This window comes from Pseudonocardia autotrophica (assembly GCF_003945385.1).
Taxonomy (GTDB): domain Bacteria; phylum Actinomycetota; class Actinomycetes; order Mycobacteriales; family Pseudonocardiaceae; genus Pseudonocardia; species Pseudonocardia autotrophica.
This window is the reverse complement of record NZ_AP018920.1, coordinates 5,051,250-5,070,956: the sequence shown is the minus strand read 5'-3', so window position 1 is coordinate 5,070,956 and position 19,707 is coordinate 5,051,250. Positions and strand designations below refer to the sequence as shown.

20 protein-coding genes are annotated in these 19,707 nt (G+C 72.6%); 11 read left to right on the top strand and 9 right to left on the bottom strand.

Annotation, left to right across the window (positions count from 1 at the left end):
- Positions 1-12: 12 nt before the first annotated feature.
- The 7 genes from Pdca_RS23665 to Pdca_RS23635 form a co-directional block, all read right to left on the bottom strand.
- Positions 13-666, bottom strand: a complete 654-nt coding sequence (locus tag Pdca_RS23665; RefSeq protein ID WP_085913236.1) for a TetR/AcrR family transcriptional regulator — start codon at positions 664-666, stop codon at positions 13-15.
- Complete coding sequence (locus tag Pdca_RS23660) at positions 663-1,421, bottom strand: tyrosine-protein phosphatase (RefSeq protein ID WP_085913237.1); 759 nt, start codon at positions 1,419-1,421, stop codon at positions 663-665. Before Pdca_RS23660 ends, Pdca_RS23665 begins: the two co-directional genes overlap by 4 nt.
- Positions 1,418-2,245, bottom strand: a complete 828-nt coding sequence (gene phnE, locus Pdca_RS23655; RefSeq protein ID WP_085913238.1) for a phosphonate ABC transporter, permease protein PhnE — start codon at positions 2,243-2,245, stop codon at positions 1,418-1,420. Before phnE ends, Pdca_RS23660 begins: the two co-directional genes overlap by 4 nt.
- Positions 2,238-3,035: a phosphonate ABC transporter ATP-binding protein gene (locus Pdca_RS23650; protein WP_085913239.1), complete on the bottom strand. Its 798-nt coding sequence runs from the start codon at positions 3,033-3,035 to the stop codon at positions 2,238-2,240. Before Pdca_RS23650 ends, phnE begins: the two co-directional genes overlap by 8 nt.
- A complete protein-coding gene (phnD, locus tag Pdca_RS23645; protein WP_085913240.1) occupies positions 3,032-3,919 on the bottom strand; it encodes a phosphate/phosphite/phosphonate ABC transporter substrate-binding protein in 888 nt (295 codons plus the stop codon). The genes Pdca_RS23650 and phnD overlap by 4 nt, the downstream gene beginning before the upstream one ends.
- A gap of 226 nt (positions 3,920-4,145) precedes the next feature.
- Positions 4,146-5,054, bottom strand: a complete 909-nt coding sequence (locus tag Pdca_RS23640) for an aminoglycoside phosphotransferase family protein (RefSeq protein ID WP_085913241.1) — start codon at positions 5,052-5,054, stop codon at positions 4,146-4,148.
- 106 nt (positions 5,055-5,160) lie between these two features.
- The gene (locus tag Pdca_RS23635) at positions 5,161-5,685 is read right to left on the bottom strand and encodes an MFS transporter (protein WP_125911532.1); all 525 of its coding nucleotides are present in this window, start codon (positions 5,683-5,685) and stop codon (positions 5,161-5,163) included.
- Positions 5,686-5,745: 60 nt separating this feature from the next.
- Between Pdca_RS23635 and Pdca_RS23630 the strand changes: the two genes are divergently transcribed.
- Positions 5,746-6,897 carry an IS30 family transposase gene (locus Pdca_RS23630; RefSeq protein ID WP_125911214.1) on the top strand — a complete coding sequence of 384 codons (1,152 nt, stop codon included), beginning with the start codon at positions 5,746-5,748 and terminating at the stop codon, positions 6,895-6,897.
- 705 nt (positions 6,898-7,602) lie between these two features.
- On the opposite strand, the gene Pdca_RS23625 is transcribed toward Pdca_RS23630, so the two are convergent.
- Positions 7,603-8,214: a Fic/DOC family protein gene (locus Pdca_RS23625; RefSeq protein WP_085913537.1), complete on the bottom strand. Its 612-nt coding sequence runs from the start codon at positions 8,212-8,214 to the stop codon at positions 7,603-7,605.
- Positions 8,211-8,534 (bottom strand): antitoxin VbhA family protein, encoded by a 324-nt coding sequence (locus Pdca_RS36465; protein WP_197719808.1) that lies wholly within the window; start codon positions 8,532-8,534, stop codon positions 8,211-8,213. Before Pdca_RS36465 ends, Pdca_RS23625 begins: the two co-directional genes overlap by 4 nt.
- A gap of 563 nt (positions 8,535-9,097) precedes the next feature.
- Between Pdca_RS36465 and Pdca_RS23615 the strand changes: the two genes are divergently transcribed.
- The 10 genes from Pdca_RS23615 to Pdca_RS23570 are packed head-to-tail and all read left to right on the top strand — an operon-like array spanning position 9,098 to position 19,704.
- Entirely contained in the window at positions 9,098-10,207 is a 1,110-nt protein-coding gene (locus Pdca_RS23615) for an NDMA-dependent alcohol dehydrogenase (RefSeq protein WP_085913535.1), read from the top strand.
- 10 nt (positions 10,208-10,217) lie between these two features.
- Positions 10,218-11,699, top strand: a complete 1,482-nt coding sequence (locus Pdca_RS23610; RefSeq protein ID WP_085913534.1) for an aldehyde dehydrogenase family protein — start codon at positions 10,218-10,220, stop codon at positions 11,697-11,699.
- A gap of 58 nt (positions 11,700-11,757) precedes the next feature.
- Positions 11,758-12,699 (top strand): TIGR03560 family F420-dependent LLM class oxidoreductase, encoded by a 942-nt coding sequence (locus tag Pdca_RS23605; RefSeq protein ID WP_085913558.1) that lies wholly within the window; start codon positions 11,758-11,760, stop codon positions 12,697-12,699.
- A gap of 47 nt (positions 12,700-12,746) precedes the next feature.
- Positions 12,747-13,871 carry an NDMA-dependent alcohol dehydrogenase gene (locus Pdca_RS23600; RefSeq protein ID WP_085913557.1) on the top strand — a complete coding sequence of 375 codons (1,125 nt, stop codon included), beginning with the start codon at positions 12,747-12,749 and terminating at the stop codon, positions 13,869-13,871.
- A 26-nt stretch (positions 13,872-13,897) separates the two neighbouring features.
- Positions 13,898-15,196, top strand: coding sequence for a phenylacetate--CoA ligase family protein (locus tag Pdca_RS23595; RefSeq protein WP_232021156.1), 1,299 nt, complete (start codon positions 13,898-13,900; stop codon positions 15,194-15,196).
- Positions 15,197-15,214: 18 nt separating this feature from the next.
- Positions 15,215-15,775 carry a UGSC family (seleno)protein gene (locus Pdca_RS23590; RefSeq protein WP_085913532.1) on the top strand — a complete coding sequence of 187 codons (561 nt, stop codon included), beginning with the start codon at positions 15,215-15,217 and terminating at the stop codon, positions 15,773-15,775.
- Positions 15,772-16,824: a hypothetical protein gene (locus Pdca_RS23585; protein ID WP_085913531.1), complete on the top strand. Its 1,053-nt coding sequence runs from the start codon at positions 15,772-15,774 to the stop codon at positions 16,822-16,824. The genes Pdca_RS23590 and Pdca_RS23585 overlap by 4 nt, the downstream gene beginning before the upstream one ends.
- Positions 16,821-17,735, top strand: a complete 915-nt coding sequence (locus tag Pdca_RS23580; protein ID WP_085913530.1) for an SDR family NAD(P)-dependent oxidoreductase — start codon at positions 16,821-16,823, stop codon at positions 17,733-17,735. Before Pdca_RS23585 ends, Pdca_RS23580 begins: the two co-directional genes overlap by 4 nt.
- Entirely contained in the window at positions 17,732-18,598 is an 867-nt protein-coding gene (locus Pdca_RS23575) for an SDR family NAD(P)-dependent oxidoreductase (RefSeq protein ID WP_085913529.1), read from the top strand. The genes Pdca_RS23580 and Pdca_RS23575 overlap by 4 nt, the downstream gene beginning before the upstream one ends.
- Positions 18,595-19,704, top strand: coding sequence for a zinc-dependent alcohol dehydrogenase (locus Pdca_RS23570; RefSeq protein ID WP_085913528.1), 1,110 nt, complete (start codon positions 18,595-18,597; stop codon positions 19,702-19,704). Before Pdca_RS23575 ends, Pdca_RS23570 begins: the two co-directional genes overlap by 4 nt.
- Positions 19,705-19,707: the final 3 nt, after the last annotated feature.

Below are 19,707 nucleotides of genomic sequence, written 5' to 3'. Positions count from 1 at the left end.
CGCCTGCAGCAGTCACCGCTGACGATGTGGCGCTCGGTCGGGCCGGGGGGCACGGTTCTCGATCGCCTCCCGGATCAGTGTGGTGGCGGCCCGGCAGCGGGCGATGACCTCCGGTGACTGCAGCTGCTCGCCCCGTACGACGACCTGGTAGTAGTACATCCCGGCGAGCAGGTCCTGCACGATCTCCGGATCGATGTCGGCGCGGATCTCGCCGGAACGTCTGCCGCGCTCCAGCTCGGCGGTGACCGGGGCGCGGCGGCGGGAGACGTGCGACTCCCAGTACTCCCGCTGGACGGCGTGGTCGGCGAGACCGAGCCGCAGGCGTTGGCGCAGCCTGGCCTCCGAGTAGCCGGCCAGGACGTCGTCGCCCGGTTGCGGGGCGATGCGCTCCAGGGTCTCCAGTGCCGACCCGCCCTCGGGCAGCTCGATCGGGGAGCGGCCACGGTCCAGCGCCGCGGCGACCAGCTTCGGCAGCGTGGCCCAGCGGCGGTAGAGCGCGGCGCGACTGACCCCGCTCCGGGCGACGACGGCGTTGACCGTGACCGGGGTGTCCGCGTCGATCAGCGCGAGGACGGCGTCGAGAACCCGGTCGGAGATGTCGTCCTGGCGCGGGCGGCCCGGCCCGCGGGACCGGCCGCTCGCCTGCTCGGAGTGCGGAGCGCTCACGAGACCAGTTTCTCCTGCAACCGCCGGACCGTCCCGCCGGTGAGACCGGCCCGGGTGAGGACCTCGACGACGCCGCCGTCGGCGTCGAGCAGTGCGAGCATCGCCTCCATCGCGCCCCGTGGGGCGCGCAGCAGCACCGGGGGGAGCCTGGTCAGCAGATCCGCATCGGTGCCCGCCCCGGGCCGGGCCGCCGCGACGCGGGCCAGCAGCGGCCCGAGGTTGTCCTCGGTCCGGATGTAGTCGGCGACGATGTCGGACCGGTCGGCGCCCAGCACCGACAGCACCGCGGCGGCGAAGACTCCGGTGCGGTCCTTGCCCGCCGCACAGTGGAACAGCACCGCCCCCGGGGTGTCGGCGATCGCCTTGATCCCGCGGACGACGGCGCCCGCACGCGCACGCAGCTGCTCGGCGTACCAACCGCCCATCGCACGCTCGGGTTGCGCCGCCGAGGCGAGCCGGTCCATCAGTGCGAGCACGGTCGGGCCGGCGGCCTCCCTGGTCAGTGGCAGCGGCAGGTGGACAGGTGGGTATCCGGCGAGCACCCCCCGCCCGGTGTACGCGACCTCCTCGGGCGAGCGCAGGTCGATGATCAGCTCGACGCCGTCGGCGACCAGGGCGCGTGCCCCCGGGTCGTCGATGAGGGCGGCGTCGTCGGCGCGGAACAGCGTCCTGCCCCGGACCGCGCCCCCCTCCACGGCGATGCCGCCGAGGTCGCGCAGGTTGGCCAGTGGCCCGGTGGGGATGGTGGCGGTCAACGCACTCTCTTCCTGATGGTGGCGCTCAGCCGGTCGATCACCGTCACGAGCACGACGATGCTGATGATGATGGCGAGCATGTGGCCGTAGTCGTAGAGGCGCATGGCCGTCGTCAGCTCCATCCCGATCCCGCCCGCGCCGACCAGCCCCAGGATGGTGGCGCCGCGCACGTTGCCCTCGAACAGCAGCAGCGTGTAACTCACCAGCAGTGGCGACGCCTGCGGCAGCACGCCGTAGGCGATCACCTGCCTGCCGGTCGCACCGGTGGAGCGCAGTGCATCGATCGGGCCGGTGTCGACCGCCTCCATCGCCTCGGCGTACACCTTGGCGATCGAGCCGAGCGACCCGAGGATGATCGCCAGGATCCCTGCGAAAGGGCCGAGGCCGACGGCCGAGACGAACATCAACGCGAAGATCAGGTCCGGGATCGACCGCAGCACGTTGAGCACGAACCGGCACGGGTAGTAGAGCCAGCGCGGTGCGATCGTGCTGGTGGCACCGAAGCTCACCAGCAGCGAGAGCAGCGCGCCGACGAGCGTCCCGATGATCGCCATCTGCAGGGTCTCGATCAGCAACCGGACGATGACGTCGAGGTCGGTGAAGTCCGGCGGCCAGGTCCGGGACAGGAAATCGCCCATCCTGGGCACGCCCTCGATGAACCGCTCGATGCTGAACCCGGAGCCCGCCCAGCTCCAGGCCACCGCGGCGACGGCGACGATGATGCCCAGGACGCCGGTGGTCCCGGGGACCTGGACGGTCCGGCCCAGCCGCAGCCGGTCGGCCTCGGTCAGTTCCGGGGCGGGCCGGTTCCGCAGGTCAGACATCGAGATCCACCTGCTCGTCGTGGGTGTAGATGGCGTCGACGGACGCGTCGTCGAGCTGGCCCACCGGCGCGTCGAACACGACCCGCCCGCCGCAGGGACCGACCACCCGGTCGGCGTAGCGGCGGGCGAGATCGACGACGTGCAGGCTGACCACGGCGGGGATCCCGCGTTCGGCGGCGACCTGGCGGATGAGGGTGAGCACCGAGTCGGCCAGCCGCGGGTCCAGCGAGGCGACCGGCTCGTCGGCGAGCAGCAGCCGGGGGTGCTGCATGAGGGCCCGCGCGATCGCGACCCGCTGTTGCTGCCCTCCGGAGAGGGTCCGGGCGCTCTGCCGGGCCTTCGCCTCGAGCCCGACCCGGCCCAGCAGGTGCAACGCCTCCCGGCGCTGGGCCCGGTGGAACAGGCCCACCAGGTTGAGCCGGCCGGCCCGGTGCAGGCCCCCGGTGAGGACGTTCGTCATCGCGGACAGGTTCGGCACCAGATTGAAGTGCTGGAACACGAACCCGACCTCGGAGCGCAGGGCGCGCAGCTGTGGCGGGTTCAGCCGGGCGACGTCCTGTCCGGCGACGGTCAGGGCGGTGGACTCGGCGGGGACCATCGCGGTCAGCGCCCGCATGAGCGTCGACTTGCCCGATCCGGAGTGCCCGAGGAGGGCGACGACCTCGCCGGGCGCGACGTCGAGATCGACGCCGTCGAGGGCCACGCTGTCACCGAACCGGACGGTCACCCCACGAGCACGCACCACCGGCTCCACGCTGACCGGCTCCCTCGTCGTGAGCTCGGCGGTCACCGCATGTCCTCGAGGTTGACCCCGGCCTGCTCGGCGACCCTCATCAGCGGCTCGAAGACCTCCTGACCGGGCTCGGTCCGGTACGTCGTGCTGCCGCCGAAGACCGGGGCGAGGCTCTCGTCGGCCATCAGGATGTCGGGCAGCTCGGTGATGACCGCCTGCCGGGTCGCGTCGTCGAGATCGACGTTCGCGACGATCGAGACGCCCACCGGGATCGGGTCGGTCTCGGCGACCACCCGGTAGGTTCCCTCGCGCAGCAGGCCCGCCTCGCGGAACATCGGCAGGATCTGGGTGGCGCTGCAGGCCATGTCGACCGTCCCGTTGAGCATCGCGAGCAGGGCCGAGTCGTGGCCGCCCGCGAAGGTCGACGTGTAGTCGGTGCCGTCGGTGAGGCCGTTGGTCGCGAGCAGCGACTTCGGCATGAAGTAGCCGGTGGTCGATCCCGGGTCGACGAACGCGATCTGGCGGCCCCGCATGTCGGCGACCCCCCGGACCTCGCTGTCGGCGCGCACGATGCACGTCGAGGCGGGCTCCTGCTCGGCCTCCCAGACGATCAACGGCTCGACCGAGCCGTTCTGGTAGGCCAGCGCGGTGGAGAACGGGCTCATCAGGGCGACGTCGACGAAGCCGGAACGCACCGCCTCGACGACGGCCATGTAGTCGGCCGGGTTCTGGACCTCGACCTCGCGGCCGGTGACCGTGGCGATCGAGTCGGCGACGGTCTGGACCTGTGCCAACAGGTCCTCCTCATCGGTTCCCGGGGGCATCGCGAAGGCGATCGGCCCGCTCGCCTCGGGTGCCGGCTCGGTGCCCCCGCAGCCGGCGAGGACCGCCAGGGCGAGCAGGGACGCCGCCACACGGGCGACGATCGTGGAGGTGCGCATGCCAGGGACCTTTCGGCGTGGGAGGTGGAGCGCGCCCACTCCATCCCGCCGCGATGGCCGCCAATTACGAGACCGATGGTCTTGTATTCAAAGCCTGGGTGAACAGTGACCGCCGTGCCGGCCGCTCGGCATGTCGGGCCGGCTGCACCGGAGTTCGGACAGTCCCGGCTCGGCGGCTGCGACCGGCCCGCGTGCCGGTGTTCGAGGGCGGCAGTGCTCCGCCGGGCTACGCCTGGCCCAAGACCCGATCCAGCGCAGCGCGTCCGGCCGGTCCCCATGCCGGTTTTCCGCCGGGCAGGCCTCGGTCGCCGTTCTGGCCCATCAGCATCAGGAACAGGCTCTTCAGCACGGCCAGCCCGCGAGCGCGCCGGAACGTCGCCTCCTCGATCTCGCCGTAAGCGGTGTGGAAACGCTCGGCGGCACCTGCCGGGAGCAGTGTCCAGGCGGCGGCGAGGTCCACGGCGGGGTCGCCGGCGAACAGCGCATCGAAGTCGACGACGCCCGCGAGCGTTCCGTCGGCGACGACGACGTTCGCCGGATGCAGGTCGCCGTGCACCCACACCCGCGGGCCGTCCCAGGGCGGCGCGGCGGCAGCGTCGTCCCAGACGGCGCGAGCGCGGGTGGCGTCGGCGCCGAGAGTGGCCGCGTCGATCGAGTTCAGGAAGTGGTCGAAGCCTCCGGCACTGTCGCGGGGGTGCGCGCCGATGCCGATGGCATCGGGCGGTGCGTCGATCGGTGCCGGGACGTGCAGTGCTTGCAGGAACCCGGCGAGCGTGTCGGCGGCGTGCTCGGGCCGGGTGATCGCCCCGCGTTCCAGCGGACGGCCCGGCACCCAGGTCATGACCGTCCAGAGCTTGGGGAAGCGCTCGCAGGGTGTGCCGCTGCGGACCGGTACCGGGATCGGCAACGGCAGGTGCGGGGCGAGGTGGGGCAGCCACCGTCGTTCCTTGAGCTGCGGGCCGGGATCGGTGTCCATGCGCTGGATCCGCACGGCGAGGTCGTCGCCGAGCCGCCACATCTGATTGCCCCAGCCGCCCTCCACCGCGCGGAGGGGCAGGTCGGCCAGGTCCGGCTGCTGATCCTGGAGCAGCTCGCGGACGAGGCCGGCGGTGATCACAGGCTCGGTCGCGGTCACCGGGCGACCGTAGCCGGAGGTTCGATCACCACGACGAGGTCGGCCTGGTGGCACAGACACTGCTCGATCCCGCCCCCGTGGCCCGAACCCACCTACCGGGAGAGGATCAACCGGACTCCGGGTGGACCCTCCGACCGTGCCCTCGGTAGGCGGTCGCGGCGAGCAGTCCGCTGACCGCCAGCGACACCGCCATCACCACGAACGGCGTGGTGTAGGTGCCGGTCGCGTCACGAAGCCATCCCGTCGCGTACCCGGCGAGGAATCCGCCGAGACTCCCGACGGTGTTGACCAGGGCGAGTCCGCTCGCCGCCGCAGCGCCGGTCAGCGATGCACTCACCATGCTCCAGAAGATCGGGATCGCGGCGTAGATGCCCACGGCAGCCAGGGTGACTCCGGCGAGCAGCACGGGGAAGGAGTCGCCGGCGAACGCGGCCAGAGCGACTCCCACTGCGGCGACCGAGGCGGGAAGTGCGTACCGCCACGGACGGAGTCCCCCGTGCAGCGCGAGCCGGCTCCACACGTAGGAGGCGATCGCTCCGAGCAGGAACGGGCCGAAGGTCACGATGTTGACCGCGGTGGCATCGGTGCTGTTCGTGACTGCGGCAGTGACCAGCGGGACGAAGAACGAGATCTTGGACTCAACCGGTCAGCGCAACACCCCACAGGTAGTTGATCATGATAGGGGTGGGCGATGGCACGCTTGGGCAGGCCGGGGATGTCCGATGAGGACCGCACTGATCTGTGGGTCCGCTGGGGGCGCGGGGAGTCGATCAGTGACATCGCTCGGGCGATCGAGCGGCCCCCGGGTTCAGTGTTCACGGTGCTCAAGTCGAGCGGGGGCTATGTTCCGCCGCCACGCCGGCGCCGACCGGGGACGCTGACTGCCGCCGAGCGCGAGGAGATCTCGCGCGGGCTGGGCCAGAACAAGTCGATGCGCGCGATCGCGGCCGAGATCGGCCGACCCGCCTCGACGGTGAGCCGCGAGATCGCCCGCAACAAGGGCCGGCGCAAGTACCGGGCGGTCGACGCCGAGGATCGTGCCTGGCGCCGGGCACGGCGCCCGAAGGTGTGCCTGCTCGCGCGGCGTCCGCTGCTGCGCGGGTTCGTCGCTGACAGACTCGGCGAGGACTGGTCGCCCGAGCAGATCGCCGGGCACCTGGCCAAGCACTTCGAGCCGGGCTCAGGGATGCGGGTGTCGCACGAGACGATCTACAAGTCGCTGTTCGTGCAGACCCGCGGCGTACTGGCCAAGACCCTGCAGAAGCACTTGCGGTCGGGGCGGCCGATCCGGCGCAACGTGCACAACACCACCACCGGGCAGTGGCGCTCGCAGATCACCGACGCGGTCTCGATCCGCGAGCGCCCCGCCGAGGTCGCCGATCGGGCGGTGCCCGGGCACTGGGAGGGCGACCTGCTGCTCGGGCGCGGCACGACCCAGATCGCCACCGTGGTCGAGCGCACCACCCGGTTCACCGTGCTCGTCGCCCTGCAGGGACGCGACATGGACACCGTCACCTGGGCGCTGTCGCAGCAGATGTGCCGGCTGCCCGAGCAGTTGCGCCGCTCGCTGACCTGGGACCGCGGGATGGAACTGGCCCGACACAAGATCGTCACTGCGCGGACCGGGCTGGAGGTCTACTTCGCCGACCCGGCCAGCCCCTGGCAGCGCGGCACGAACGAGAACACCAACCGGCTGCTCCGGCAGTACTTCCCGAAGGGCACCAGCCTCGGCGACGTCACCCAGGCCCAGCTCGACGAGATTGCCCACCGACTCAACACGCGCCCCCGTAAGACCCTCGACTTCGACACCCCGGCTGATAGATTCGAAGCACTGTTGCGCTGACGGGTTGAGTCCAAGATCGCGAACATCGGGAACGTCAGCAGGAGGAAGGTCGCCGCGAGCGCAGGACGGTGCCGCTGCGCAACGCGCCCCAGAACGAATGGGCGGACTCCTCCCGGTGTGCCGACGCGTTCGCCGCGACGAGCGCGTCCTTCTTTTCGCAAGGACTCCGAAACCGGCCGCCACCGGCCTGTGTCTCGAGTCCAACACGACGTCAACGAGGCTCACGCCCGCCGCCGCGGCTCGGTTGAGCGCGCCGACACCGAACTCGAGAGCTGGAGGGTCTTGCGTCAGCTCGGCTCCAGCACGAACACCGATGAAGTGTTCACCACTGCAGTTCGGAAACTCATGATCGCCAGCGCATGATCAGGTCAGCACGACAACACTGCAAACACATTGACGACCCGAACCGGGATACCTCGCAGATTGGTCCGAATTGCCGATCTGGCAACAGGAGATCGACGCTGACATTTTCGAACACATCGAAGCTGTGTCGTCAGTATCTGGACAATTGGAGCTGTTCTCCGCGGCGGCTATGCTCTGCACTGCCTCAAACTGGCACGCAGGTGTAGCTGATCAGTTGGGAGGACGTAGGCGCTCCGACAGCTGTGACGTGAGACGTTGTCGCCGGATCTTGAAATCTGATTGTGAGACCGCTGTGGGTCGGCCCCAATATTCGCACAGCCAGATTCCAAGGGTCGTCGACACTCAGCTGTCGTCGGAGGCGGGGCGTTGCGGGGGAGGGTCGGGCACGGGCTGCACGAGACGGGCGATCATGGCGTGCAGTGCGCTGTTGTCGCCGGCCAGTGACAGCCGGGAGGCGTGGTTGTTCTCGTCGGCATCCATCGCCGTCCAACGCAGTTCGTAACCGGCGGCGCGGGCCAGCTGGGCCATGAATGCCCGCTGGGTGCGTCCGTTGCCTTCGCGGAAGGGATGCAGGGCGTTGATGTCGCCGAGCAGCTCGGCGAGTCCGGTGACGAACGAGCCGAGATGACGGCCGCGGAGCAGCTGCGTGCGGTGCAGGCGGTCGAAGATGTCCTCGCCCGAGGACTCCAGGTGCTGAGGCAGACAGAACAGCTGCCCCTTCCCGAGGGAGACCGTGCGCAGCTCCCCGGCCCAGTCGTAGATGTCGCAGAAGATGTGGTGGTGGAAATCCTGCAGGTGGTCGAGGTCGTAGCGGCCGGGCAGCGGTTCCTGACGCAGCTCGATCAGCCGCAGCGCGGTCAGCTCTGCCTCGGCGCGGGCCAGTTCGCCGGCGTCGGTGATGCCCAACCTGTTCCGCAGGACCCCGGCGTCGAGATCGAGGTAGGGATCGGTCACCGCTGGTAGCGGGCGAGGATCTGCTCACGCGCCTGCGTAGTGGACACCTCTCCGGAGGCGACGCCCTCGAGCAGCGCGAGCCCTTCCGGGCCGGGTTCGAGGCCTTCGGCCCGGACCGAGGCCAGTGCTTCGTCGACATCGGCCCGGCGGGTTTCGAATCTGACGAGTTCCTCGTAGCGCGACACCGACAGCATCACGGCCTCGGGCTTGCGGTGCGATCCGACGAACACCGGATCCGCGCCCGGCTCCTGCACCCGCTTGAGCGCGGCCGCCAAGCCGGCCCGGAACTCGCGGAACGACAACACCGCAGGAGGCCACACGCTCCGTAGCGTACACGGACGCGTACGCATCCGCGATCGCATCCAGCGTCGCCCGGCTGGCGACTCAGCTCTGCCGACGCCCTGGCCCCGTGGCCCGGGGGTAGTAGTCGCAGTCGATGAGGGGTCGCCGCCGATAGCGAGCCCCACCGAGAAGCCTCTCTGTCACGGCGCCGAGCTCGTCGAGGGTGCAGCGCCGACTGAACTAGTTGTAGTGGTGGGCGGGCCCGGACGGACCCGGGAGGTCCGGACCGGTGACGTGGTGACGAACGGGTACCCGGTCGGCGAGTGGACGGTCCCGCCGCCGCGCGAGCGCCGGGACCGCTGCTCAGCCGCGGTGCGTGCCCGAGGGGCGCGAGGTGTCCGGCGATCCCGCGGGCGGGCACCGCTGCGGGTATCGAGTGGACCGTCCTTCCGCGTCGTGAAAGCGGCCTCCCGGCGTCTGCCGGGTGGGCGGCATCGTGAAGGCACGAGCCGGTGACCCGGCCCACACCCGGTATCCGGGTCGGGCCGGGCTCCGGCTTTCGCCGAGGCGGCCGCATCCGTTGCCACACACAGGAGCCGACATGGGTATCACGACCCGAGCCGCGATCTGCCGGGAACCGGGAACGCCGTGGGAGATCACCGACGTAGAGCTGGACGACCCGCGCGCCAACGAGGTCCGCATCCGGTTCCACGCCGCGGGTCTCTGCCACTCCGACGACCACATCCAGAAGGGCGACGCCCGGATGCGGATGCCCGTCGTCGGCGGGCACGAGGGTGCCGGGGTGGTCGAGGCGATCGGCCCCGGCGTCACCCGGGTGCAGGTCGGTGACCACGTCGTCTGCTCCTTCATCCCGGCCTGCGGTTCCTGCCGGTACTGCTCCACCGCCCGGCAGAACCTGTGCGACGCCGGGAAGAACGCCGCCACCGGTGAGTTCCCGGACGGCAGCTTCCGCTTCCACCTCGACGGCGAGGACCTCGGCGGGCTCTGCGTGCTCGGCACGTTCTCCCAGCATGCGGTGGTCTCCGAGTTCTCCTGCATCCCGATCGCCGACGACATCCCGTTCGACGTCGCATCGCTGGTCGGCTGCGGTGTCCCGACCGGATGGGGTTCGGCGGTGCACGCCGCTGGGGTCCGGGCCGGGCAGACGGTCGTGGTCTACGGCTGCGGCGGGGTCGGCGCGAACGCGGTGCAGGGTGCCCGGCTCGCCGGTGCCCGCAACGTGGTGGTGGTCGATCCGGTGCCGTTCAAGCGGGACATGGCGAAGGTGTTCGGTGCCACGCACACCTTCGCCGATCCCGACGAGGCCCAGCGGTTCGTCGTCGAGACCACCTGGGGCGAGCTCGCCGATCACGCGATCATCACCGTCGGGGTGCTGCACGACGAGGTGATCGGCCGCGCGCTGGCGATCACCGGGAAGTCCGGCCAGGTCACCATCACCGCGGTCGGCAACGGTTCGGTCCGGGCGCCGTCCGGGATGCTGATCGGCTACCAGCGCCGGGTGCAGGGCGCGATCTTCGGCGCCTGCAACCCGTTGCACGACGTGCCCCGGCTGCTCGACCTCTACCGCTCCGGCGATCTGAAGCTGGACGAGCTGATCACCAGGCGGTACCGCCTGGAGGAGGTCAACCAGGGCTACGCAGACATGTTGGACGGCCGGAACATCCGCGGCGTGATCGTCCACGAGCACTGAGGCGGTAACCATGACGACCGATACGACGACCGACCCGAACACCGGTCCGGCGGGCACCGGGCTGCCGGCCGACGCCACCCACCTGATCGGCGACGCCTGGGTGCCCGCCGCCGACGGCCGCACGATCGACGTGCTCGATCCCGCCACCGGCGAGGTCATCGGGCGGGTGCCGCGCGGCACCGCCGCCGACGTCGACGCCGCCGTCGCGGCCGCCCGGGCCGCGTTCCCGGCCTGGCGCGACACCAGCGCCACCGAGCGGGGGCGGCTGCTGCTGCGCTGGGCCGAGCTGGTCGAGCGGCACGCCGACGAGCTGGACCGGCTGGAGTCCCGCGAGGTCGGACGCCCGCACTGGGGCCCGCCGCCGATGGCCCGGATGCTCACCTTCCTGGCCGGGCAGGCCGACAAGGTGCAGGGGCTCTCGCTGCCCACCCACACCCCGGACGTCCTCGGCCTCACCCTGCGCGAGCCCTACGGTGTCGTCGCCTCGATCATCCCCTGGAACGCGCCGGGCCCGATGTTCGCCAACGACGCCGGCGCCGCGATCGCCGCGGGCAACACCGTCGTCGTCAAACCGGCCGAGGACGCCCCGCTGACCCCGCTCGCGCTGGCCCGGCTCGCCCGCGAGGCGGGCATCCCGCCGGGCGTGCTCAACGTCGTCACCGGCTACGGCCACGAGGCCGGCGCTGCGCTGCCCGCGCACCCCGACGTCGCCCGGGTCGGGTTCACCGGCTCCCCGGAGACCGGGTCCGCGGTGATGGCGACCTGCGCGCGCCGGCTGGTGCCGCTGCACCTGGAACTGGGTGGCAAGTCCCCGCAGGTGGTGTTCCCCGACGCCGACCTGGACCGGGCGATCCCGGCGATCGTCGCGGGCATCACGCTGAACACCGGCCAGATCTGTGCCGCCGGATCCCGGGTGGTGGTGGACCGGTCGATCCGTGCCGAGGTGGTGGAACGGCTCGCCGCCGAGATGGCCGCGGTCAGCATCGGCCCCTGGCACGAGCGGGCCCGGATGGGCCCGCTGATCAACGCCCGGCAACGCGACCGGGTGCTCGGCTACGTCCGCGCCGGCCGCGAGGAGGGCGCCCGGCTGGTCACCGGCGGCGGCACGCCGACCGGGAACGGCCTGGACCAGGGCTTCTTCGTCGAACCGACGCTGTTCGACGACGTCGATCCCGGCATGACGATCGCCCGCGAGGAGATCTTCGGCCCGGTCCTGTCGGTACTCGCGGTGGACGACGAGGCGCAGGCCCTCGACGTCGCGAACGGCACCGACTACGGGCTGGTCGCGTCGGTCTGGACCCGCGACGTCGGACGCGCCGTGCGGATGTCGCGCGGGCTGGCCGCCGGGCAGGTCGCGGTGAACGCCGCGCTCGGCGCCGGGGTGATCGGCGGGCCGTTCGGCGGGTACCGGCGCAGCGGCTTCGGCCGCACCATGGGCGCCGACGCCGTGCTGGAGCACACCCAGGTGAAGACGGTGTCGATCCGTGGCTGAGCGCAGCGTGCCGGAGCGGGAGCCGGGCACCGGGCGAACGGGCGACTCCGGGGTCCGGATGCGGGTGCTGATGGAGCCCCGCCACGGCTCCCGGTACGACGAGATCCTCGCGCTGGCCCTGGCGACCGAGGCGGCCGGGTTCGACGCGTTCTTCCGCTCCGACCATCTGATGGGCGTCGACCCGCACGACACCACCTACCGCCCCACCGACTGCTGGACGACGCTGGGCGGGCTGGCCCGTGAGACCAGCCGGGTCCGGCTCGGCGCCCTGGTCGGCGCCGCCACGTTCCGCGAGGCGGGCCTGCTCGCGACGATCGTCGCCTCGGTCGACGAGATGAGCGGCGGCCGGGTCGAGCTGGGTCTGGGCACCGGCTGGTACGAGCGCGAGCACGCCGCGTTCGGGATCCCGTTCCCGCCGATCCGTGACCGGTTCGACCGGCTGGAGGAGCAGCTCGCGGTGGTCACCGGCCTGTGGCGGGCCGCCCGGGACGGCACGTCGTTCTCGCACGACGGCAGCCATCACCGGATCGCCGACAACCACACCCCGCCGCATCCGGCGCAGGACCCGTACCCGCCGGTGATCATCGGCGGGACCGGGCCGCGGCGCACCCCGGCGATCGCCGCCCGTTTCGCCGACGAGTTCAACGGTGCGCTCGGCGGTGATCTCGCCGAGCGCTACGCGGTGTTCGACCGGGCCTGCGAGGCGATCGGCCGGGACCCGGCAACCGCACGCCGGTCCGCGGTGCTGCCGGTGGCCTGCGGCGCCGATCCGGCGGAGGTCGCCCGCCGCGGTGCGGTGATCGGGTCCGACTTCATGCGCGACAACGCCGCCATCGGGTCGCCGGAGCACGTCACGGACCGGATCGGCCGGCTGGCGCAGGCCGGCGCGGACACCGTCTACCTGCACATCTACGACATCGGAGATCTCGACCACATCGCCCTGATCGGGGCGGAGGTGCTGCCGCACGTCGCGGCGCGACCGGAGGGGGCCCTGCAGTGAGCACAGCAGAGACGACGGCCGGACCGTCCACCACGGACGCCGGCGTCATCACCACCCGAGCGGCGGTGGCCCGTGGCCCGCACACCGGCTGGGAGCTGACCGACCTGCGGCTCGACCCGCCCCGCGCACACGAGGTGCGGGTCCGGTTCCACGCCTCCGGGCTCTGCCATTCCGACGACCACATCACCGCGGGCGACGCGCCGGTGCGGTTCCCGGTCGTCGGCGGGCACGAGGGCGCCGGGATCGTCGAGTCGGTCGGCCCGGACGTGCGCCGGGTCCGCCCCGGCGACCGGATCGTCTGCTCCTACATCCCCGCCTGCGGCGCCTGTCGGCCCTGCTCGACCGGGCAGCAGAACATGTGCGTGAAGGGCCTCAACGCGGGCACCGGGATGTTCCTGGACGGGTCGTTCCGGTTCCACGAGGGCACCGGCGACGATCGCGTCGACTTCGGCGGTTTCTGCACGCTCGGCACGTTCTCGCAGTACGCGGTGGTGTCGGAGTGGGCGTGCGTCCCGCTGCCTGAGGACATCCCGTTCGAGATCGGCGCGCTGGTCGGCTGCGGTGTCCCCACCGGCTGGGGCTCCGCGGTGTACGCCGCGGGTGTCCGGGCGGGGGAGACCGTGGTCATCTACGGCGCGGGCGGGGTCGGCTCGAACGCCGTGCAGGGCGCCCGCTACGCCGGGGCGAAGAACGTGGTCGTCGTCGATCCGGTCGCGTTCAAGCGTGAGTCCGCCGAGATGTTCGGGGCGACGCACACCTTCGCCGACGCGGCCAGCGCGCACGAGTTCGTCGTCGAGACCACCTGGGGCCAGCTCGCCGACCACGCGATCTGCACCCCCGGCGTGCTCACCCCGGAGATCGTGAACGACGCCGTGGCGGTCGTCGGCAAGGGTGGCAAGGTCACCGTCACCGCGGTCGGACGGCTCGGCGAGAACACCGTCGACGTGCACGCCGGGATGATGATCAGTTACCAGCGTCAGATCCGCGGCGCGCTGTTCGGCGGCTGCAACCCGCTGTACGACATCCCCCGCCTGCTCGGCCTCTACCGGGCCGGCGATCTCAAGCTCGACGAGCTGATCACCCGCCGGTACCGGCTGGACGAGGTCAATCAGGGCTACGCCGACATGACCGACGGCCGCACCATCCGCGGCGTGATCGTGCACGACGTCTGACGCCCGCCGTGATCCGAGGAGCCATCGTGTCCCCTGCACCCGTGCCCGGCTTCGTCGCGCCCGCCGACGCCGAGGCCGTCACCGACCTGTTGCGGGCCCAGCTGGAGGGCCTGCCCGCCCGCTCACCGCTCTACGCCGACCTGTTCGCCGAGCACGGGATCGACGCGTCCGCGTTCGGCTCGCTCGCCGACCTGGCCCGGTTCCCCTTCACCAGCAAGCAGATGCTGCGCGACTCGCAGGCCGCGCAGGCACCGCTGGGCCGGCACGCCGGCGTCGCGATGTCGGAGGTCGTGCGGGTGCACGCCTCCACCGGCACCACCGGACGGCCCAGCTGGGTCGGGGTGACCCGGCGCGACGCGGCCGCCTGGACCGATCTGGTCGCCCGTGCGTTCCGCACGATGGGCGCCACCCGCGACGACGTCGTGCTGCACGGCGCCGGACTCACCCTGTTCGTCGGGGGGCTCCCGATCCGCGACGCACTGGAGCGGATCGGCTGCACCATGGTCCCGATCGGGACCGGGGCGTCGGAGAAGGCGCTGCTGGCGCTGGACTCGCTCGGCGTCACCGCCCTGCACTCGACGCCGTCCTACGCCCGCTACCTGGCCGAGTACCTGCGTGCCGCCGGCCGCGACCCACGCGAGTTCGGGTTGCGCAAGATCTTCGTCGGGGGTGAGCCCGGCGGCGGGGAGCCCGCCTTCCGCAGGCAGGTCGAGCAGGAGTGGGGGGCCCCGGTCACCGAGGGCCTCGGCAACGCCGACATGGCCCCGGTGCTGTTCGCCGAGCAGCCCGGCAGCGGTGGGATGCGCTTCACCGGCGGCCGGCACGTGATCGCCGAGCTGATCGACCCGGAGTCCGGGGAGCCGGTGATCGCCGAACCCGGCGCTGAGGGCGAGCTCGTCTACACCTCGGTGGACCGCGAGTGCTGCCCGCTGGTGCGGTTCCGTACCCGGGACCGGGTGGTCGTCACCGGGCGGGCGGCCGACGACGCCCCGCTGATCCGCTGCATCGGGCGGACCGACGACATGCTGATCGTGCTCGGCGTCAACGTCTTCCCGTCCGCGGTGCGTGATCTCGTGGTCGCGATGCACCCGCGCACCACCGGCGCCGTGCAGATCGTGCTGCCCGAGCACGGCCCGCGGGTCGATCCGCCGCTGCGGATCGAGGCCGAGTGGGGCGATGCGGCCGGTGACACCGAGCAGCTCGGCCGGGACATCGAGACCGCGATCCGGAACCGGCTGTCGGTCAAGGCCGCGGTGACGCTGGTGCCGCCCGGCTCGCTGGAACGCGCCGAGATGAAGTCCCGGCTGACCCGGCTCGCGGGCTGAGCAGGAAGGAGACGAGACGTGCCCGAGAAGCCCAACGCCATCCTCGACCCGACCGGCCGGAGCGCCGAGCCGGCGCCGGAGCCGGGGGCCGCGCTGCTCGCGCCGCGCCGCGCCGACCTGACCGGCCTGCGGATCGGGGTACTGGAGAACACCAAGAAGAACGCCGATCTGCTGCTCACCGAGCTGGCCCGGTTGCTCGTCGACGAGCACGGCGCCGCCGGGGTCACGGTGGCCCGCACGAAGCGGCAGTTCGCCGTCCCGGCGCCCGACGAGCTGATCGAGGAGTACGCCCGCGACTGCGACGTCGTCGTCACCGGGGTCGGTGACTGCGGATCGTGCAGTGCCTCCGCGGTCGCCGACGGGGTGCTGTTCGAGCAGGCCGGGGTGCCCGCCGCGGTGATCTGCAGCGACGCTTTCGCGGCCACCGCCGACACGATGGCCGCGCTGCGCGGCGCCACCGGCTACCGCTACCTGACGACCCCGCACCCGGTCGCGATCCTCGAACCGGACCAGGTCCGGGACCGGGCCGCGCGGCTCGCCGGCGACGTCGCCGCGCTGCTCACCGGGGCGCAGCGGTGACCGCCGGGATCGATCCGGACCCGGATCTCGCCGCCGCGGCGGTCGAGCACTGCTTCGAGCAGGGCTGGACCGACGGGCTGCCGGTGGTGCCCGCGTCGCGCGCACTGGTCGACCGTTTCCTCGCCACCACCGATCTGGCCCCGGAGACCGAGATCGGCAGGCTGCCGCAGCTGGACCGGGCGGTCACCGTCGAGCTGGCCGCGATCAACGCGGTGATGGCGGGCTGCCGTCCGGAGTACTTCCCGGTCGTCCTCGCGGCCTGGGCCGCGCTGACCGCGGAACGCGCCACCGGGGGCGGGGGCTGGCAGTCGACCAGCGGCCCGGCGCCGCTGATCGTGGTCAACGGCCCGGTCCGCGAGGCGCTCGGGTTCAACTCCACCGGCGGCGTGTTCGGGCCGGGGTTCCGGCCGAACGCCACCGTCGCCCGGACGATCGGGCTGATCGTGCGCAACGTCTACGGCGTGCACCCGCACGCCCTGGAACAGGCCACCCAGGGCCTGCCCGGTCGCTGGCAGATCTGCATCGCCGAGAACGAGGAGGAGAGCCCCTGGGAGCCGCTGTCGGTCGAGGCCGGCGTCGCGCCGGGGGAGTCCGCGGTGTCCGCGACCCTGCTGCGGACCTGCGAGTACGTCGACAACCGGCACACCGGCTCGGTCGAGCAGCTGCTCACCGACATCGCCGACACGATCTCCCGCACCGGGGCCTGGATCTTCCGGCACGCGAGCGCCGGGATCGTGTTCTGCCCCGAGCACGCCCAGCAGCTCGCCGCCGCCGGGTTCGGCCGGGCCGACGTGCGGGCCTGGCTGGCCCAGCGGTGCGGCCGCAGCGTCGCCGATCTCGCCAGGGCGGGGAAGGACGGCCTGGACGGCCAGGTCCGGTTCGCCGACGGCACCCGCGCCGACGGCTTCGATCCGCTGCTCGCCGGCTCCGGCCGGGAGAACCTGCTGCTGGCCGTCGCCGGGGCCCGCAACGCCGGCATCTCGATGGTGGTGCGGCTGTTCTCCGACTGGTCGGGCACCTCGGTGCCGGTGGCGGGGGTGACCCGATGACCGGCCCGCTGCAGAACCCGTTCACGCCCGGGGCCGGACCGATGGACGGCCGCGCCGTGCTGGTCACCGGCGCCGGCCAGAACGGTGAGCTGCCCGGCGTCGGCTACGCGACCGCCCGGCTGGTGGCGTCCCAGGGTGCCCGGGTCGCGGTGCTCGACCGGGACCCGGCCGCCGCGGGCCGCACCGTCGAGCAGATCACCGCCGACGGCGGGCGGGCCGTCCCGGTCGTCGCCGACGTCACGACCGACCAGGAGTGCGCCGCCGCCGTCGCCCGGGCCGCCGAGCTGCTCGACGGGCTCGACGGGCTGGTGAACAACGTCGCCGCCGGGGACCGGGCCGGACTGTTCGACGTCACCCCGGAGCGGTTCGACGAGCTGCTCCGGATCAACCTCACCTCGGCCTGGCAGATCACCCGGCACGCCGTCCCGCTGCTGCCGCCCGGCTCGTCGATCGTGAACGTGTCCTCGGTCGGGGTCCGGATGCGCGGGCCCGGGATGGTCTACTGCGTCGCCAAGGCAGGCCTGGAGAACCTCACCGAGGGCGCCGCGACGACGCTGGGCCCGCAGGGCATCCGGGTCAACTGCGTGCAGGTCGGCGCGATCTGGGGATCGTTCGCCGCCGCGAACATGAGCGAGGACCTGCGCGGTGCGCGCCGGGACTCGACCGCGCTGAAGACCGAGGGCACCGCGTGGGACGTGGCCGCCGCGGCGGCGTTCCTGCTCGGTGCGCACGCCCGCTGGATCTCCGGGCACACCCTCGCCGTGGAGGGCGGGCCACCGCACCGGTTCCCGCCGGGGCCGCCGGTCCGCACGGTGGCCGGATCCGGTGACGTCCCGGACACCGGCGACCCGCAGCACCTCGCCGGTGCCGCGGTCGCCGCAGCCGCGCCGGGCACCGGGGGTGCCCGGTGAGCGCCCGGGTCGCGCTGGTCACCGGCTGCGGCAAGCCGGACGGTGCCGGCCAGGGGATCGCCCGCCGCCTCGCCGCGGCCGGGTACGCCGTCGTCGTCACCGACCGGGTGCCCGGCGGGGTGCCCAACGCCCGGCAGGCGGCGCAGACCGGAACCGGTACCCACGACGGCCTCACCACGCTCACCGCGGAGCTCGCCGGCACCGGGGCCCGGGCCGTCGCCGCACTCGGCGACATCGGCCACCCCGACGACGCCGCCCGGATGGTCGGCACCGCCGTCGAGGAGTTCGGCAGGCTCGACGTCCTGGTCAACAACGCCGCCGCACCACAGGGCGCCGACCGGGCCGACATCTGCGAGACCTCGCTGCAGGTGTGGCAGGAACTGCTGCACACCAACCTGACCGGCACCTTCCTGATGTGCCGGGAGGCGGTGCCGGTGATGCGCGGGCAGCGCTACGGCCGCATCGTCAACATCTCCTCGATGGCCGGGCTGTCCGCGGCCCCGCGCTCCGCCGCCTACTCGGCGTCCAAGGCCGGGGTGGTCGGGCTGACCCGCGCGCTCGCGATGGACGTCGCCGGGTGGGGGATCACGGTGAACGCGATCTGCCCCGGCCTGCTCGCCACCAGCCGGGCGGTGCTCGATCCGACGCTGGACGACGAGGCCGCGGTCGCCGCGGTCGCCGCCCGTGGGCGGTCCATCGCGGTCGGACGGGCCGGGCGGCCCGACGACGTCGCCGCGGCGGTCGCCTACCTCGCCGCCGAGGACGCCGGCTACGTCACCGCCCAGACCCTCGTCCTCGACGGCGGCGGGCTCAGCCCGTTCCCGCTGCCCCGACCCGCCGACAACGCAGGAGACACACCATGAGCGACCAGGTACGCGCCGCCGTGCAGACCGCACCCGGCACGATCGAGCTGCGCGAGTTCCCGCGCCCGGCGATCGGTGCCGACGACGGGCTGCTGCGGGTCGAGGCGAACGGGATCTGCGGCAGCGACGTCGAGATGTTCCGCGGCCACATGCGGATGGGCTCGGGCAAGCCGGTGATCCCAGGGCACGAGCCGCTCGGGATCATCGAGGAGGTCGGCGATCGGGCGGCCGCCCGGTGGGGCGTCGAGCCGGGCGACCGGGTCGCGCTCGAGGTCATCGTGCCGTGCCGGGCCTGCCACGACTGCCTCACCGGCCGCTACCAGTCCTGCCGCAACCGCGGGAACGCGCACGGCGTGACCGGGACCGACGTCGCGCCGTCGCTGTGGGGCGGGATGGCCGAGCACCTCTACCTGTCGCCGAACGCGGTGCTGCACAAGATCGACCGGAACCTGCCGGCCGAGCTGGCGGTGATGTTCAACCCGCTCGGGGCGGGCGTCCGGTGGGCGGTGCACCTGGGCGGGATCGGGCTCGGTGACACCGTGCTGGTGCTCGGTGCCGGCCAGCGCGGGATCGCCTCGGTGATCGCCGCCCGTGCCGCCGGCGCCGGGACGATCATCATCACCGGCCTCGAGTCCGATGCGCACAAGCTGGAGCTGGCCAGGGAGTTCGGCGCCGACCACACCGTCGTCGTCGACGGGGACGGCGCCCAGGACCCGGTCGAGACGGTGCTCGACCTGACCGGCGGGGCCGGGGCCGACGTCGTCCTGGAACTGACCCCGATGGCCGCCGCCCCGCTCACCCAGGCGCTGCGCGCCGCGAAGCACGGCGGCACCGTGGTGCTCGCCGGGCTCAAGGGCGGCCGGGAGAACCCGCTGAACACCGACCTGATCATCAACCGGGCACTGACCGTGCGCGGCGCCTACGGCGTCGACGCCCGCGGCTACGCCGAGGCGATCGCGATCATCGAGTCCGGCCGGTTCCCGCTGGAGAAGCTGCACACCCACACGTTCGGGCTCGACGACACCGCGCTGGCGCTGCGGACCCTGGCCGGGGACGAGCCCGGCGAGCACGCCGTGCACGTGTCGGTCCATCCCCACCTGCACTGAGGA